General features: G+C 59.4%; 9 protein-coding genes. 5 read left to right on the forward strand and 4 right to left on the reverse strand.

Translation table 11 applies throughout. The features are described from left to right. The first annotated feature begins 67 nt into the window (after nucleotides 1–67). A complete protein-coding gene (locus tag BN1241_RS06065) occupies nucleotides 68–1,765 on the forward strand; it encodes a dihydroxyacetone kinase family protein (RefSeq protein WP_054952780.1) in 1,698 nt (565 codons plus the stop codon). 415 nt (nucleotides 1,766–2,180) lie between these two features. Further along, the gene (locus BN1241_RS06070) at nucleotides 2,181–7,715 is read left to right on the forward strand and encodes a lamin tail domain-containing metallophosphoesterase family protein (protein WP_147599297.1); all 5,535 of its coding nucleotides are present in this window, start codon (nucleotides 2,181–2,183) and stop codon (nucleotides 7,713–7,715) included. 340 nt (nucleotides 7,716–8,055) lie between these two features. Here BN1241_RS06070 and BN1241_RS06075 read toward each other — a convergent pair whose 3' ends face one another. Then, entirely contained in the window at nucleotides 8,056–8,676 is a 621-nt protein-coding gene (locus BN1241_RS06075; RefSeq protein ID WP_082418239.1) for an NUDIX hydrolase, read from the reverse strand. A 108-nt stretch (nucleotides 8,677–8,784) separates the two neighbouring features. On the opposite strand from BN1241_RS06075, the gene BN1241_RS06080 reads away from it, so the two are divergent. The 3 genes from BN1241_RS06080 to BN1241_RS06090 all read left to right on the forward strand — a co-directional run bounded on the left by BN1241_RS06080 (nucleotide 8,785) and on the right by BN1241_RS06090 (nucleotide 11,250). After that, nucleotides 8,785–9,747, forward strand: a complete 963-nt coding sequence (locus tag BN1241_RS06080; RefSeq protein WP_054952782.1) for an L-lactate dehydrogenase — start codon at nucleotides 8,785–8,787, stop codon at nucleotides 9,745–9,747. Nucleotides 9,748–9,872: 125 nt separating this feature from the next. Continuing rightward, nucleotides 9,873–10,487 (forward strand): hypothetical protein, encoded by a 615-nt coding sequence (locus tag BN1241_RS06085; RefSeq protein WP_054952783.1) that lies wholly within the window; start codon nucleotides 9,873–9,875, stop codon nucleotides 10,485–10,487. Next, entirely contained in the window at nucleotides 10,480–11,250 is a 771-nt protein-coding gene (locus BN1241_RS06090; protein WP_222704410.1) for an ABC transporter permease, read from the forward strand. Before BN1241_RS06085 ends, BN1241_RS06090 begins: the two co-directional genes overlap by 8 nt. 139 nt (nucleotides 11,251–11,389) lie before the next feature. On the opposite strand, the gene BN1241_RS06095 is transcribed toward BN1241_RS06090, so the two are convergent. Genes BN1241_RS06095 through eccCa form a run of 3 tightly spaced genes read right to left on the reverse strand, consistent with a single transcriptional unit; the run spans nucleotide 11,390 to nucleotide 16,637 of the window. Continuing rightward, a complete protein-coding gene (locus tag BN1241_RS06095; protein ID WP_054952784.1) occupies nucleotides 11,390–11,911 on the reverse strand; it encodes a hypothetical protein in 522 nt (173 codons plus the stop codon). Nucleotides 11,912–11,960: 49 nt separating this feature from the next. Beyond that, entirely contained in the window at nucleotides 11,961–12,632 is a 672-nt protein-coding gene (locus BN1241_RS06100; protein WP_054952785.1) for a hypothetical protein, read from the reverse strand. Between the two features lie 12 nt (nucleotides 12,633–12,644). Then, nucleotides 12,645–16,637 carry a type VII secretion protein EccCa gene (eccCa, locus tag BN1241_RS06105; protein ID WP_054952786.1) on the reverse strand — a complete coding sequence of 1,331 codons (3,993 nt, stop codon included), beginning with the start codon at nucleotides 16,635–16,637 and terminating at the stop codon, nucleotides 12,645–12,647. Nucleotides 16,638–16,639: the final 2 nt, after the last annotated feature.

The raw sequence follows: 16,639 nt of genomic DNA on the forward strand, positions 1-16,639 counted from the left end.
TTACTCGTCCGTATGATGTTGCCCGACATCTGTCAGAGGTGACAGTTCCTGACCATAAGGAAAAGCAATGACGCGACTAGTAAACGTTCCTGAAGATTTTCCCTCAGAATCCCTGCGCGGATTCGTCCTTGCCAACAAGCGTTACGTGAAGCCCGTCTACGGTGGCGTGGTTCGTTCCACCGCTACGCGCGACGGCAAGGTTGCGGTTGTGTACGGTGGCGGTTCGGGACATTACCCGGCTTTCGCTGGCTGGGTTGGTCAGGGCTTTGCTGATGGTGCCGTGTGCGGCAACATTTTCTCATCCCCCTCGGGCGCACAGGCCTACTCGGTTCTCAAGGCAGCCGATCGCGGCGCTGGTGTGCTCATGGGCTTCGGAAACTATGCTGGTGACGTCCTCCACTTCGGTCAGGCCATTGAGCGCCTTCGCGCCGAAGGCATCCAGGCCGACACCCTCGTCGTCACCGACGACATTGCTTCCGGTTCGAAGGACGAGCTGGAGAAGCGCCGCGGCATCGCAGGTGACTTCCCCACGTTCAAGATCGCTTCCGCAGCCGCCGAGGCCGGACTCAACTTTGATGAGGTCAAGCGAGTCTTCGAGAAGGCCAACGACGCGACCCGTTCCTTCGGTGTGGCTTTCGATGGCTGCACCCTGCCCGGTGCGGACGGCCCGCTGTTCACCGTCCCGGAAGGGAAGATGGCAATCGGTCTCGGCATCCACGGCGAGCCCGGCGTTGACGAAGCACCCCTGGGTACCGCAAACGAAGTTGCGAAGACTCTCGTTGACGGTCTGCTGGATGATCGTCCGGCGAGCGCTGGCAACCGCGTTGTTGCCATCATTAACGGTCTTGGCGACACCAAGTACGAAGAGATGTTCATCGTTGCTGGCGCGGTCTCGGACCTCCTGGAGGCAGAAGGCATCGAGATCGCTGATCTCGAGTCGGGCGAGTTCGTGACGAGCTTGGACATGGCCGGCATCTCCCTCACCCTCGTCTGGGTTGATGACGAACTCGAGCAGTACTGGAATGCTCCCTGCGACTCCCCCGCCTACCGCAAGGGCTCGGTTGGTGACGTTGCACGCGACGACGCCGTTCTCAACAATGAAGCCACCAAGGTCACCGTGACCGAGACGGGCTCCGAAGCCTCCCAGGCAGCAGCCAAGAAGGCCGCCGAACTCCTCGGCAACGTGGCTGCCATGCTTGAAGAGAAGAAGAACTACTTCGGTGAACTCGATGCCGTAGCCGGCGATGGTGACCACGGTATTGGCATGGAGAACGGTTCCCGTGCGGCTGCCAAGGCAGCCCAGGCACTGGTAGCTGACGGTGCGGGTATCTCCACGACCCTTGCCGCTGCTGGTGACGCATGGTCCGACCGTGCCGGGGGTACCTCCGGTGCTCTCTGGGGCGCGATCCTCACCTCGTTCGGTGCGGTTCTCGGCAACGAGGACACCCCGTCCGAAGAAGCAATTGTTGAGGGTGTTGCCGCAGCACTCGACGCCGTTCAGCGACTCGGTGGTGCCGAGGTTGGCGACAAGACTCTCGTTGACTCTTTCAGCCCCCTCGTTGATACTCTGAAGTCCACCGAAGGTGACCTCAAGACCCGCCTCGACGCCGCCATCACCGCCGGCGCAGCAGGTGCAGAGTCCACCAAGGACATGGTTGCTAAGGTTGGTCGCGCTCGTCCTCTCGGTGAGAAGTCCGTTGGCACCCCAGACCCGGGCTCGGTATCGCTCGTCGAGGTTGCTCGCGTTCTCTACGCAGCACTATAAAGAGTCAGCACCGATTCGATAATCGATAGGTGAGTAGTGGGCCAGTCCAGCTTGGACTGGCCCACCATCGCGTTCACGCACCATTTCCGTCATCGACCGTATTCGAGAAGCTATGACCTTGAGCTGGTGTCGCCGTTCTATCGATCCACTCTGTGTTCTCGCCGGTGGCAAGGATGTGCGATACGCCAGCCTGCTCATTTCAAAGAGGTAGCACCTGCAATCTTCTTCATTTGCTCTTGCAAGTGCCTTAGCTGGCGCTTCCTTTAATAACAGTTTCTGACTCCCACCAAGCAAGTTATCCCAATGCTAGCGAGCAGGATAGCTACTCGTTGATCTCCATTCATTTAGAATTCACGACTTTTCCATACCCTGAGGAGGCCCCTTTCAGGCTGTTTTCAAGTTCTAAGGAAAATACGTGAAGAAGATACGGCGATTGCCGTCAGCAATGTTCGCTGTCGGTACCGCGGCTGCCCTCACCGTGAGTTTGGCTAGCCCGGTCACTGCCCAACCAACCAGTCCAGACGCGGCGAGTACGCAGGCCGCCCAGCAGACTCAAGCACCCGCACTCATGATCACGGAGCTGGCTCCGGACCACGAAGGTGTCGACCACTTCGAGTTCATCGAAATTCACAACACGACCACCCAGGCATTGGACCTGGCGGAGGAAGGTTATTCCTTCGCATACACCGCAGCTGACGATGGAGTGCCGGGTAACGTCAGGCTCTCCCTCGTTGACGTCGACAATCTCATTCTTGAGCCGGGCGAAACAGTTGTTCTGTGGCTCTCGCACGAGGGTGGCAATGTGCGCTCCTTCGATTACACGGAGGCTCACTTCCGTGAGTTCTGGGGCATGGGCGAGGAAGGCCGGGTTGTTCGCATCACCGGCCAGAACGGCATGGCAAACGGTGGTGACCGCGGCGTCCAGGTTCTGCGCGATGGTGAGGTTGAATCCTGGGCCTACTACACTGCTGGAACTGTCAGCCCCTCTCAGACTGCAGAGTTCCACCTTCCCCAAGCGGGTGCTAGCGACGCTCGCAAGATGAGGCACCTGCCCACCGCCCCCGGTGGCACCCCGGGTAAGGTTGCTCCCGAACAGCTTGAAGGGCCCGCACCTCAGGTTGTTGAGGAGGGGCCCCGTTCCCTTGTCATCACCGAGATCATGGCGAACACAACCGGTCCCGATAACTTCGAATACATCGAGATCCACAACGCTTCCGATGTGGAGCAGACGATCGGTGAATCCGGCTACTCACTGACGTACACATTTACAGATGACGATGATCCGACGGGCGATAAGGCGTTGACCGTGGAGGGTGGCGATCTCGTGATCGCACCGGGTGAGACCGTTGTTCTGTGGCTGTCATACACGGCTTCCGGACTCGACTCGTTCGCGTTCACGGAAGAAGACTTCCGTACCGAGTTCGGCATGAGTGAGGATGCTCGGATCGTGCGCGTCACCGGTCAGGCTGGCATGGCCAACGGCGGCGGCCGCGGCATTCGACTCCTCGAAGACGGCACCACGTACGCGTGGGCGTTCTACTACGCGGGCGATACTGGTGAAAACCTGGCGGCCGAGTTTGGTCAAGCCTACAAGGGCGAGGACCCGCGGAAGCTCCGCGTTGTTGGTTCCGCCGTTGCCCCGAACCCGGGTGCTGTTCGGGAGGAACAGACCGAGGTGGCGGAATCGACCGAGCCCGAAGAGCCGGCACTGCCTTCCCCGAGCACATCGGCACCGCTGCTGGTGACCGAGGCCGTCGTGGACTCCACGAACGTGGGTGCCTCGGATGGTTACGAGTTCATTGAGGTCGCGAACGCCACGGACGCTCCGATCGATTTCTCCGATTACGTTCTCAACTACCTGTACCCGATCGATGAAGAGTCGAACAGCAACGAGGTCCTGTGGCCCGCTGTTCCAAACGATGTCGTCATCGATTCTGGTGAGACCCTCGTGTTCTGGATCAAGAATGGTCCCAACGATGATCTGACCGCGGATGACTTCAACTCGTTCTACAACGTTGATCTTCAGGCTGGAACCGAGCTCGTGGAGATCTCTGCGGGTGGCATGGCCAACGGCTCCCCGCGCGGCATCCAGATCCAGACCAACACGGGTCACATGGTGAACCGCGCCTACTACAACATGGGTGGGGCAAAAGATGTTGTCACCAACCAGGGTCTGCAGTGGGTTGTCAACGAAGAGGATCTGCTCAAGCAGGACCTGGCCGGCTCCGAACAGGCAAGCCCTGGCACGGTTTCTTCTCACCAGCTGCCAGAGCCTCTCGTTGAGCAGGCCGAAGACAGCATTGCTCCCGTGGTCACGGACCGCACGGCAGATTCCGTGCCGACGGAAGAACCGTTCGAGTTTGCCTTCACGGTGACGGACGATCAGCAGGTCAAGACCGTCTCCCTCAACATCATCTCCTCCGCAGGTGACGATGCGAGGTCGATCAACCTGCTTGCCAGCGGTGATTACTTCGCGTGGGAGCTTCCCGCGGCCGATATTATCGGCAAGACCTGGTTCGAATACTCGGTGGCCGTTTCGGATGGTACGAACCGCGTCACGAGCGAGCCGGTGCGCGTGCTCGTTGATGGTGCGGACCTGTCCCCGGTTCGTTTGAACGTGACCGATGGTCAGTGGGTGAACGGCATCGTTGACCTCATTGCCGCAACCGATTCTCTCGATCGGCCGGCTGAGCTTGCGATCGATGGCGAGAGTGTTGCGACCGAGCAGGCACTGCCGGATGACCCGGTGTTTGCCATGGAGGTGACGGCAACCGACACGTTCTTCCGCAACGGTATTCTTGCGGGCGACGATATTCTGAAGATCTTCGATGAGGGAACCTACAACAGGGTCGAGACCGTTTCCACGGCTGTTCCCCAGTCCTACATTGAGGACGGCAAGCTCGTTGTCAGCGTTTACGCGGGCACGAAGGCTGCTCCGGAGATTGATCTCAACGAGAACAATGACGACTTCCAGATCAAAACGCTGCGTTTGATTCTGCCCGATGGTCGGACCCTCACCCCGGTTGGTTACAACGATCCGGAAGAGTGGCTGCGCATGGGTGACTCCACCGGCAAGCTCGACTACTACGATGCTGTGTTCGAACTGCCCGAGGATGCGTACACGGGCCAGCTTCACGCCTGGGATACAACGGCTGGAGACGATGGCGACTACACGGTGACCGCCACCCAGGGCGACGACACCGCTGAAGCAACTCTCTCGGTCGACAACACCGGCCCGACCGTCACGGTCTCCGGCGTGGAAGATGATTTCCTCCTTCAGGGCACCGTCACGATCGATGCTGAGGTGAGCGATGCTGGCATCGGCGTCGACACCGTCACGACGATGCTTGATGGCAAGAACATCACCCTCCCGTACGAGACCTCGTCTGTTGAGCTGCCCGAGGGTGAGCACGTCCTGACCGTCACGGCGAAGGACAAGCTCGGCAACACGACCACATCCACCACGACGTTCGATGTGCCCGATGAGGAGCCGGTCTCCTCCGACTTCTCCCCGGCAAACGGCGAGACCGTTCCCGCGGGTGACGTTGTCCTGTCGGCAACGATCACGGATCCGACAAACGACCTCGTGGATGTCACGTTCTACGGTGGCTCCACCCCGCTCCTCGACTCCGACATCCGCACCTCCTCGGGCACCGTCTCCGACGCCGCCACGACCGAGCGTGAAAAAGCTCAGCCGCTGACGGAAGAGGAGCTCGAACTGCTCGGCAGCAAGGATGGACTCTCAAGCGACATCTCATCGTTTGATGCGTTCCCCTACCAGCTGTTTGAGGTTGACGTTCCCGAGGACGAGATCGAAGGATCTCAGGTGCGGGTCTCGTGGGCAGGTAGCGCTGATAGCAACGCTCAGGTGATCTTCTACGTGCAGCGTGCCGACGGTAGCGGCTGGGACGAGATCGATCGTCACATCACCGGTGCGGAGACCGAATCGTTCTCCCTCAACGCTCTCGTTGATGCTGACGAGTACGGTTCCGATGGTTCTATCACGCTCCTGGTTCAGCACTCTGAGGGCTTCGCAGGTCCCAATCACACGACCCGCGACTCCGATGTCACCCCCAATAACGAGGGTGACAAGCCGAGGTCCGACTACGACTTCACACTCGCCTGGGAATCAGACACTCAGTACTACAACGAGCAGTACTTCCAGCACCAGGTAGCGATCCATGACTTCGTGCTCGAGCAGCGCGAGAACATGAACATCCAGTACCTGTTCCACACGGGTGACATCGTGGACGACTTCGACCAGATGTACCAGTGGGAGCATGCTGACCCGCAGTACGCTCGCCTCGACGAGGCTGGCATGCCCTACGGCGTGCTCGCAGGTAACCACGACGTTGGGCACATGGGTGAGGACTACTCCATGTACTCGACTTTCTTCGGTGAAGACCGGTTCAAGGACAACCCGTGGTACGGCGGTTCCTACCTGGATAACCGCGGCCACTACGACCTGATCTCCGCCGGCGGCATCGACTTCATGGTCGTGTCCATGGGCTGGGGCCCGGACGACGAGGCTATTGAGTGGATGAACCAGGTGCTCGCGGACCATCCGGACCGCATCGCCATCATCAACCTTCACGAGTACATGCTGACCACGGGCGGGCTCGGCCCGATCCCGCAGCGGATCCTCGACGAGGTCATTGCCACGAACCCGAACGTCAAGGCGGTCATGTCCGGCCACTACCATGACGCACACACCCGCTACGACGAGTTCGATGACGATGGGGATGGTGTGAACGACCGTACCGTCACCTCCATGCTCTTCGATTACCAGGGCCTGCCCGAGGGCGGTCAGGGCTTCCTCCGCCTCCTCCACTTCGACAACGTTGGCGAAGAAATGCACGTGCGCACCTACTCGCCCTCGCTCGATCAGTACAACTCAGACGACCCATCCCTGCTCGGCCCCGCCGATGATCCGGATCTCTACCAGGACTTCACCCTGAGCTACGACCTGCTCGGCATTAGGCCGTCAGAGCGTGTCCTCACCACGGACTCGTTCCAGGCTGAGGTTCTGACCGACCACGAGATCGGTACCATCGAGGGCCTCGAGACCCCCGGCACCGCCGAGGTCACCTGGGAAGACCGCACCGAAGGCGAACACTCCTGGTACGTGAAGACGGTGGATGAGCACGGCGCGGAGAACCTGTCCCCCGTCCAAACCTTCACCGCAGTTGAGGACGAGGATCCCACCGATCCAACGGATCCAACCGATCCCACGGACCCGACTGAGCCTGGCACATCACCGCTCGCTGGTAACGTGTTCCTGCTCACAAACGGCTGGGGCTCTTCCACCCACGATGTTGGGTTTGCTTACGGCAAGCGCGGCGATGAGGTGTTCGTCGGTGACTGGGATGGCGACGGCAACGACACACTCGGTGTTCGCCGCGGCATCACCTTCTACCTGAATAACGAGCTCGGTGGAGGCAATGCCTCCGTCCAGTTCACGTACGGTCGCGAAGGTGACGAGATCCTCGTTGGTGACTGGAACGGTGACGGTGTCGATACCCTCGGTGTTCGCCGGGATATCACCGTCTATCTCAACAACAGCCTGACGGGTGGGAATGCCGACGTTGAGTTCCGTTACGGACGCTCCGGCGACCAGGTTCTCGTTGGTGACTGGGATGGCAATGGTACCGATACGCTCACGGTTCGCCGTGGCAACACCTTCCACGTGAACAACGCGCTCAAGGGCGGCAACGCCACCACGTCTTTCAACTACGGCAAGGTGTCCGATGAGGCATATGCTGGCGACTTTGATGGAGACGGTCGGGACACGATCGCTCTGCGCAGGGGTGCCACGATCATCATCAACAACGAGCTTGTTGGCGGTAACGCTGGTGGCAAGCTCAACTACGGACGCTCCTCGGACCGCCTCCTCCTGGGTGACTGGGATGGTGACGGGATCGATACCCCGGGCGTTAACCGCACCATGTAGTACACGCGAGATCCACTAAGGATCTGCCGTTTGGTGGGTGTCATTCATGGCTCAGGCCGTGGGTGGCACCCACCTTTCATTCACCCTCACCTCGGTACGATTGAGAGTCCCGAACTACGGATCAAGAGATAAGAGTTTCAAGAGAGCAAGGTTCGGTAGAACAGAGTCCGCGAGCGTACTTCCCCTTCAGAGCAGAACAAGCACTTGGCGGGTTCTAGTTAAAGGCAGACGGGTCGCAAGCAAAAGCAGGAGGAGATGGCACATACGGAGATGATTCCTGAGAGCTCGCCCTCACCCAGGATTTCAATCGAGGTTCCTTGCAGGTGTCTTATATGAGTGGTTACTGTCGTTCCCTGCGGAATCCGGGTGGGACTTCCATGGTTCGTTCCCGATCCCATTCTCGTTCCCATCCCCCAACGTGAAGGAGTCCGTCGAGCAGGTGGGCGGTGAACCCCCAAACAAAGATGTTGTCAATGATGAAGGCGGGTCCGCGGTAGGGCATGCCAGGCAAATTCGCAGAGTAGCGAGTGCTGGGGTCTGCGAGCTGAATCAGGGTGGGGCGGTGGATCGAATGCACTTCGGCAGGATCAGCAATATATGGCTCGACGGCTGGGCTGGTCACGCCAATGATTGGGGTAACGGCGTTTGATGATGCGGCGAGTGACAGGCCTGGCAGCTCCCCCAGAACCGTGACTGCAACGGGGTTGAGGCCGACTTCTTCCTCGGCTTCCCTAAGGGCTGCTTCGACGGGGGTTTCTCCTTTTTCGAGGCTACCTCCAGGGAAGGACACTTGGCCGGGGTGAAAACGCATGGTGAGCGCTCTTCTGGTCAGGATGATCCTCGTGTCATCCTCGTCGGTCAGCGCCATGAGTACGGCGGATCGCCGCCCGGATCGTGCGGCGCGGTCAAGAGGCACGGGGAATGCCCCGAACTTTTCCACCAGATCACCGAACCGAGTCATTGTTTTATTATGGTCCACTTTCCTGAGAAGAACGATCTAGACCCTGAAAAGAACGATCTAGGCCCATAGGCTCTTGGCGAACCCCACCCAATAAGGGACAATAGGGACATGACTGACTTCACAGCCACACCCACAAAGCTCTCGGTTGTTGGGGCAGGATCCGTTGGATCCTCGCTCGCCTACGCCGCCCTCATTCGCGGCTCCGCCAACACCGTTGCCCTCTACGACGTCAACACCGCCAAGGTTGATGCCGAGGTTCTCGATCTGGCTCACGGTAGCCAGTACACCCAGTCCTCACAGATCATCGGTGGTAGCGACATTTCGTGCGTAGCTGGCTCCGACATTGTTGTTATCACCGCGGGTGCACGGCAGAAGCCGGGGCAGACGAGACTGGATTTGGCAGGGACAAACGTCGATATTCTATCATCCCTCCTCCCTCAGCTTCTCGAGCAGGCACCGAATGCGATCTTCATGCTCGTCACCAACCCCTGTGACGTGCTGACCACGGCGGCGCTGCAGATCACGGGACTGCCCACGAGCCGAGTTCTCTCCTCCGGAACCGTCCTGGATACGTCTCGGTTGCGGTGGCTCGTTGGTCGCCACATCGGTATTGCACCCCGCTCAGTACACGCGATGATGGTGGGCGAGCACGGAGATACGGAGTTTGCGCTCTGGTCTTCCGCCTCGATTGGCCAGTCTCCTCTCAAGGAGTGGGAGGATGAAAATGGGGTTAAGGTCTTCACCCGAGAGTTGTTGGATGAGTTGGAGCACGAGGTGACTGGCTCCGCCTACAAGATCATTCAGGGCAAGGGAGCCACGAACTACGCGATTGGCGTGGCTGGTGCTCGCATTGTTGAAGCGATCCTCGGTGACCAGAAGGCCGTCCTTCCCGTCTCGACGCTACTGACCGACTACCACGGCATTTCCAACATCGCCCTCTCGGTCCCCTCGATCGTTGGTCGCGGTGGCGTGGAGCGGACCCTGTTGTTCCCCATGGACGACCTGGAAGAAGCCAAGCTCCACAAGTCAGCTGAAGCCCTGAGTGCGGTCCAGGATTCACTCGGCCTATAACGCGCTCCGAACTCAGCTGGTGATTCGACAGTTAGCGTATTGAGCTTGAGCGATTGGTGGGTCCTTACCTGAGGTAAGGACCCACTTCGTCCTTCTGCTTTCCAACGGAGTCCTACAATGGACTCATGTTTTTTCGCCGCTCACACAACTCCCCACTCAGTCCAGCTGACGGCAACTCCTCCCTCCCTACCCCTCCTCGACATCCCCAAGAAGGTGCTCCGGACCCGGTCATCGATGCCCAGATCCATTGGCTTGCTCAGCGCGGCCTCAAGAAAGCAACTACCGTCACTCAGGAAGAATGGATAGGAGCAACAGAGGATCCTACGGATCCGTTCTCTCTCGCAACAGCCCACACATCCGAGCCCTGCGTGACTCCCGACCCTGCCGTCACGATCACGGCAGAAAACCTCGTGGATGCGGTGGAGGAGTTGGCGGATGGTCTCGAGCTCCCGATCGACGACGTTTCTCGTGAAGGCGGTGCCCTGCTCATTCGCTCCGGCGCCTCCCACTATTCCTTTGTACTGACGTCGCCCGAGACTGGTGAGGCACGGCAGCACCATGTCATTCTTGAGGACGTGGCACGGACCTTCGTGGATTCTGCCCACGTTTTGCACCGGGTCGATTCCACATATGCGATCGTCCATCGAGATATTGCCGAGATAGCCTTGGATGTTATGAAGGCAGAGACAGCACTCGGCAACATCGGCTCAGATCCAGAGGAAAGCGCTTCTCGTGAATGATCAGCTTGTGATGACGGGGATTGGCCTCGTCATTATCTTAGTGCTCACGATGGGACTGCACCGCTGGGCGGGCATCGGTCTTGGCTGGCAGCCGGTCATTGCCGGGATACGGGCAGTTCTTCAGCTTGCCGTCATTGCCCTTATCCTCCAGGGAGTGTTTTCGGAACCCTGGACTGGAGCCCTGTTTGTGGTGCTGATGATGACGGTGGCGGCACTGACCGCGGCCGGCCGGTTGAAGGAGCTCTATCGCGGCAGGGTTGCCGCGATAGCTGGGGTTGTCATTGCGGCCACCATCTCCATCGCGCTCGTGCTTGGGTTGCGAATGATGGGATTCGAGGTTCGGTACGTTATTGCTATCGGCGGCATTGTCATCGGCAACTCCATGTCCGGTGTGACTCTCACGGGACGAAACTTTCTTCGCACCTCCATTGCTCAGCGGGGCGAGGTTGAGGGATGGCTGGCCCTGGGCGCGACTCCTCTCAAGGCTTTCCGTCGGATTAGTCAGGAATCCATTCGCGAGGCCCTCATTCCCTCCATTGACCAAACAAAGTCCACGGGACTTGTCACTCTTCCCGGTGCTTTTGTTGGTGCAATCATGGGTGGTGCCTCTCCGGTTGAGGCGGCGCGCTTCCAGGTGGTTGTGCTCATCACCGTCATTTTCGCCATCACCGTTGCTGGCATCATCGCCACCCGGATTCTCGCAACCTCACCAACGATTCCCGTTCCGGCCGAGCAAAACTCGAAGGAACAAGAAAGCAACTAACCTACTGACGATCGCACTAAAATCGGGTCCAACAATGCTTCATATAATCGCGTATCGAGTTTGAAAGGGATTTCCCAAATACGGATATGGAAAAGTCAGTGATGACACCGAAGAAATGCGGTTCTGGCTATCAAACTGGTTACTGGCCCAGAGTAATGAAGTCGAGAACATTTTCGGCATCCTTGCCAAACGTAATAGCACCTTCTTCCGGTTCCAGAATTATCGTGTACCGAAGACCGTCCTTCACCACGTACCAGGTCTGGATTCGTCGTTCTGTCGTCGAGTTGCGGTAGCTGAGTCCGACGGCGTCTTCTCCGTCAATCTCCCGTCCCCCAAACATCTTCACATCTACACCCTGCGATCGAAGATCGAAGGAGAGATCATCTGCATGGGTCTGGGCAGTTTGCGATGAAGGGATTCCCTTTTGGACGATCAGCCTGCTACCCGCCCCATCACCATCGCTGAGCCCTTGACTAAGGATAACCCCGTCATAATCCGTTGAGTCGCGAGGAAGTGGCTCCCAACCTTCTATCGTGATTTCCACTGAGGTTTCGGGACTGGATGGTACCCCACTCTCTTCAGACCCATCGCAGGCTGCGGCAGAGAAAACAAGTCCCAGCAAGGCAAAGGAGGTAACAGCTTTTTGGATGGAGCGGTTCATTTTTCCAGCCTATCCATAACCCCATCCCATAACCCCATAAAGATTTGGATTAACGTTGCGCGGGCCCGAACCGAATCGAGTGGAACGCATCTGTGAGCACCTGCGGCATCACGCCTTCAACGTCGCCGTGGATGTCAATCACGTAGGTGGTGCCGTTAGCATCAGCGTGCCAGGACTGGAACGGTGTCACGATCCCCTGCTTGGTGAAGGTTCCTTCGTACCCGTAAAACACCGTTTCCCCGACCTCAACTGGTTTTAGCTCTGCGAGGTCTGAATAGAAGTCAGTGTTCTCGGCATCAGATTCCATGATGGCTTTCGAATAGCGTTCCGCACCGTTTCTGGTTTTGCCGATATCCATGACCGTTAGGTATGCGCATTCGGGTGTGGCCGCGTCGGGCTCCAGCTCGTCACGCTCAAGGTCTTCCGGGACAACCATGAGGATATAGATATCGAGTCCCGGAATATCGCCGGAAAGCATCGTCCAACCATCGAGGATCGTGAGAGACAGGTGCTGATCAATCTCTTCGGAAGTCCCTTCGAACTCAGTTTCGGTATCAAACTCCGAATCAGTCTCAGTTGTAACCTCCTGACCCGACTCTTCAACCGTCTGGGTCTGCTCCTGGGTATTACCCCGGTCGTTCTCCTCACCCTCACCACATGCGGTAAGGGTGAGGAGAAGACCAAGGGAGAATGCCCCGGCTGCCAGCCTGCGTGAACCCATCCTTGTCATTAATTAGTTAAGCTTCGGCACTTCCCAAGCGATCTGGAGCTGTTCGCGGGGAACCTCACGGGACCGGAACTGTGCCCTGCCGGGGTTGGCGACCTGGGGCTTCATCTTCCCCAGCAGCTGCCCATCTTCCGGGGAGCCGGGCAGGAGCATGCCGGGAACGGCAAGGTCGGTCATGGCCTGCATGACCGGTTCGAACAGTGCACGTTGGGCACCTCCCGAACGCCTGGTCAGAATGATGTGCAGTCCAAGGTCGTGGGCCTGGGCCATGAGGGGCTGGAAGGCCGCCACCGGGTTACCTGACGGGGTGTTGACGAGGTCGTAGTCATCGACGATGACGAAGACTTCCTTACCCGTCCACCAGGACCGGTCACGCAGCTGCTGGGGCGTGACGTTCGGTCCGGGCATCCTGATCTTCAGGTAGTTGGCAAGCCCGGACAATTGCTCCATCGCTTGATCAGCGGTCGTGTAGTACCCGCCCACGAACTCTTCGGGGAGTTCACCGAGCAGGGACCTGCGGTAGTCAACCGCGAAGATCTGAGCCGTCTCGGGCGTGTAGACACGTGCGATCTCGGAGGCGATGAGGCGGAGGGTGGCGGTCTTGCCGGAGCCCTGTCCGCCGTAGAAGAAGAAGTGGTCGTTCTTGAAGAAGTCGATACCGAAGGGCTCGAGGCGGGACTCGTTGATGCCGAGAAGGATCCTGCGGTCCTCCGGCCCCGCCATCTCCCGCACCTGTTCGATGCTGAGTTCGAGGGGCAGTTCCCGCAGCTTCGGTCCGCGCGGTCCCTTCCACGCTTCGTTTATTTTCGAGACCAGGTCGCGCACGCCCGCTGAAACGGTGTCCGCTTCCTGCCCGCCGTCCACTCTTGGGAGGGCACCGAGGAAGTGGTGCTTGCCAGGTTCGAGTCCGCGGCCGGGAAGCCTGTCGGGCACATTCTTGGCGACCTTGCGATCGATTTCGGAGTCGAGGGGATCGCCGAGGCGAAGTTCGAGCCTGGTCCCGAACATGTCCTTCACCTGGGTACGGAAGTTCATCCACCGCAGTGCGGAAGAAATGACGTGGAGACCGAAGTTGAGGCCGCGGGGCATGATGTTTTGAAGGCGGACCTCAACCTGGTCGAAATCGGAACGCAAGGTCGACCAGTTGTCGACAAAGAGGAAAATATCGCCATAGCCATCATCGACCTCACCCGCTGCTCTCATCTTCCGGTACGTCTCCATCGAATCAATCCCGTTGTTCGCGAAGAACTGTTCGCGGTCGTCGATGATGGAGGTGATTTCGGCCGCGATCCGGTTGACTCGGTCGGAATCCTTGCGGAGGGCGATGCCCGCGGTGTGGGCGAGGTCCCGGAACGGGGTGAACGTACCGCCACCGAAGTCCATGACATAGAACTGGACTTCCTGCGGGGTGTGGGTGAGGGCAATGGTCGACAGGATTGTCCTCATGAGGGTGGACTTACCCGACTGGGGTCCGCCGATGATGGCGGCGTGCCCACCAGCACCGGAAAGATCGGCGATGAGGGTGTCACGGCGCTGTTCGTAGGGCCGGTCTACTTCACCAACAGGAATGGTGAAGGCACCGGCCCCGCGCCAGCCCTTCGACACGTAACCAAGCTCGGGATCGACCGCGAGGTCCCCCATGAGCTGGTCGAGGGTGGCGGGGAGGTTGAGGGGGTCGAGCCACACCTTGTGAGCATCCGGTCCCTTCCCCGCCATGCGTTCTACGGCAATGTCGAAGGTCGTTTCCGTTTCCTCGTCCTCGATGAACTCATCCTCCACCTCGGTCGGAGTCTCAACGATCTCTTCTTCGTCCTGCTTGAGGCGAACGGGGGAGGCAGTGAAGTTGACGATCGCGATCTCTTTCGCTTCCTGCTGTTCCTCGTGTTCGATCACGGGGGCGGAAGCAAGGCGCCTGCGCGGGGGCGGACCGGACACGTAGGAGGCACGGAACCTCCTCATCGTGTTCTGATCTTCCTTCAAGTAACCCACGCCCGGGATCGGGGGAAGCTCGTAAGCATCTCCCACACCCAGGACGGTGCGGGATTCGGCTGTCGAGAAGGTGCGCAAACCAATGCGGTACGACAGGTGCGAATCAAGGCCGCGGAGCCTGGATTCTTCCAGCCTCTGGGAGGACAGGAGGAGGTGGATGGCGAGCGAACGACCGAGGCGGCCAATCGCCACGAACATGTCAATAAAGTCAGGCTTTTCTGCCAGGAGCTCGGAGAACTCATCGGCAACGATGAGAAGAGCGGGAAGGGGTGGCAGATCGGTTCGGCCTTCCTTGCGGGCTTTCTCGTAGTCTTGGACGTTCTTGAAGTTGCCGCCCTTGCGCAGGAGTTCTTGGCGCCTCGCCATTTCACCGCGCAGAGCATCTTCCATGCGGTCCACGAGAGTGAGATCATCACCGAGGTTGGTGATGATGGCGGAGACGTGCGGGAGCCCGCTCATGCCAGCAAAGGTTGCACCACCCTTGAAGTCGATGAGAACAAAGTTCAGCTCATCGGAGGAGTGGGTCATCGCGAGCGCAAGCACGATCGTGCGGAGCACTTCGGATTTACCGGAACCGGTCGCACCGATAATGAGGCCGTGGGGTCCCATGCCCTGCTGGGCAGACTCCTTGAAGTCCAGAAATACGGACTTACCCTCTGGGGTGAGGCCGATCGGGACACGGAGCTTGTCCCTATTAAGGCGGGGCCGCCAGCTCTTCGACACATCCAGTTCGCGCACGTCACCAAGACCAAGCAGATCAACAAGCTCTGCCGAGGCCTCACCGATTGCCTCGTTCTCTTCGGCGGCCGCTTCAGCAGGCCCTGCGAGCATCGGGCTGGTCAGCCTGCGAGCTACCGCACCGGCCTCAGCAACGCTGATGGAATCGGCGTGACCGTTGATAGGTTCGAAACCGATCTGGAGCAGGGACAGGGTGCCGTTCCTCAGGTTGAGGCGGATCGTTGACGGATCGGTCAGGGCCTCCCATGATTCGGGCAGGTCCAGCACGGTCACACCCAGGACGCCGTCGGGGGTGATGATCGGGTGATCAACCGGCACCCGCACTCCATCATTGACGATGAGAAGGTGCGGGAGTTCGGTACCACCCTCGTTCGGGGAGAAGCGGGGGCGGTCAGCCAAACCATCCGGCAGCAGGTCGATGAGGTTCTCGGGAGAGGTATCGACCATGCGTGCCGGTCCCACGGCATCCCTGATGCGGTCGGACTGGACGTGAGGCAACCATTTGACCCAATCCCACTGCTCGAGTGACTCCTCTTTCGTGAGGACCGCGATCTTCAGGTGGTCTTCCGAGAGGAAGGACGCCAGGTGGACGATCATGGCGCGGGCGAGCCCGCGCACGTCCTTGACCCTGCCGGTGAGCTGAACGCGGGAAACGGAGGCAAGGTTGACGCCGAGCGGCAGGTCGTCGAGGGTCTGGTAGGCGGCCATGAACTTCGCGCGTGCCGATTCTGCAACCGGATCCGTTTCCTCCAGTGAGGAGGAGTCCTCCACATCGTGCTCGGTTGCGAACGGCTGATCTGCTGAACCGATGCGGCACAGCAGGAACTCTTCATCTGTGGTTTCGCGCTCGGCAATGCGCGATCCTTCATCCAGAATCAGCGGCAGGTCGGCGGGATGGGGGAGGAACCACTGCGTGAATTCCCGTTGCATGTCCTCTGCCCTGCGAGCGTTCTTCCGCAGCGTCGCGATGTAGTTGAGGTACTCGCGGCGCGATCCCGTGACCGCGTCACGGTGGCGCACTCGGTTGCGGTAAATATTAAGTCCGGCGACACCGACCATGGCCACCATGAACGCACCCGACATGAGAAGCATCTGGGGGGAGCGGTTCGAGGAGAGGGCCATGACGGCCATCATGCCCATCGAACCGAACATCGGCAGGATCATGGACAGGGTTCCGGTGATGCCCTCGGAGCGGACAACATTCGGAGGGGTTTTAACGATCACGGTCTCCTGCGGAGGAGGACTGGGACGCTGTCGCTTTGTGCGGGCCATGT

The organism is Flaviflexus massiliensis (assembly GCF_001375495.1).
Classification (GTDB): Bacteria; Actinomycetota; Actinomycetes; order Actinomycetales; family Actinomycetaceae; genus Flaviflexus; species Flaviflexus massiliensis.

Bases quoted from the DNA above. Each gene is read 5' to 3' on its own strand.
- BN1241_RS06065 (WP_054952780.1), top strand. From the start codon at position 68: ATGACGCGACTAGTAAACGTTCCTGAAGATTTTCCCTCAGAATCCCTG.
- BN1241_RS06075 (WP_082418239.1), bottom strand. From the start codon at position 8,676: ATGACTCGGTTCGGTGATCTGGTGGAAAAGTTCGGGGCATTCCCCGTG.
- BN1241_RS06080 (WP_054952782.1), top strand. From the start codon at position 8,785: ATGACTGACTTCACAGCCACACCCACAAAGCTCTCGGTTGTTGGGGCA.
- BN1241_RS06085 (WP_054952783.1), top strand. From the start codon at position 9,873: ATGTTTTTTCGCCGCTCACACAACTCCCCACTCAGTCCAGCTGACGGC.
- BN1241_RS06095 (WP_054952784.1), bottom strand. From the start codon at position 11,911: ATGAACCGCTCCATCCAAAAAGCTGTTACCTCCTTTGCCTTGCTGGGA.
- BN1241_RS06100 (WP_054952785.1), bottom strand. From the start codon at position 12,632: ATGGGTTCACGCAGGCTGGCAGCCGGGGCATTCTCCCTTGGTCTTCTC.
- eccCa (WP_054952786.1), bottom strand. From the start codon at position 16,637: ATGGCCCGCACAAAGCGACAGCGTCCCAGTCCTCCTCCGCAGGAGACC.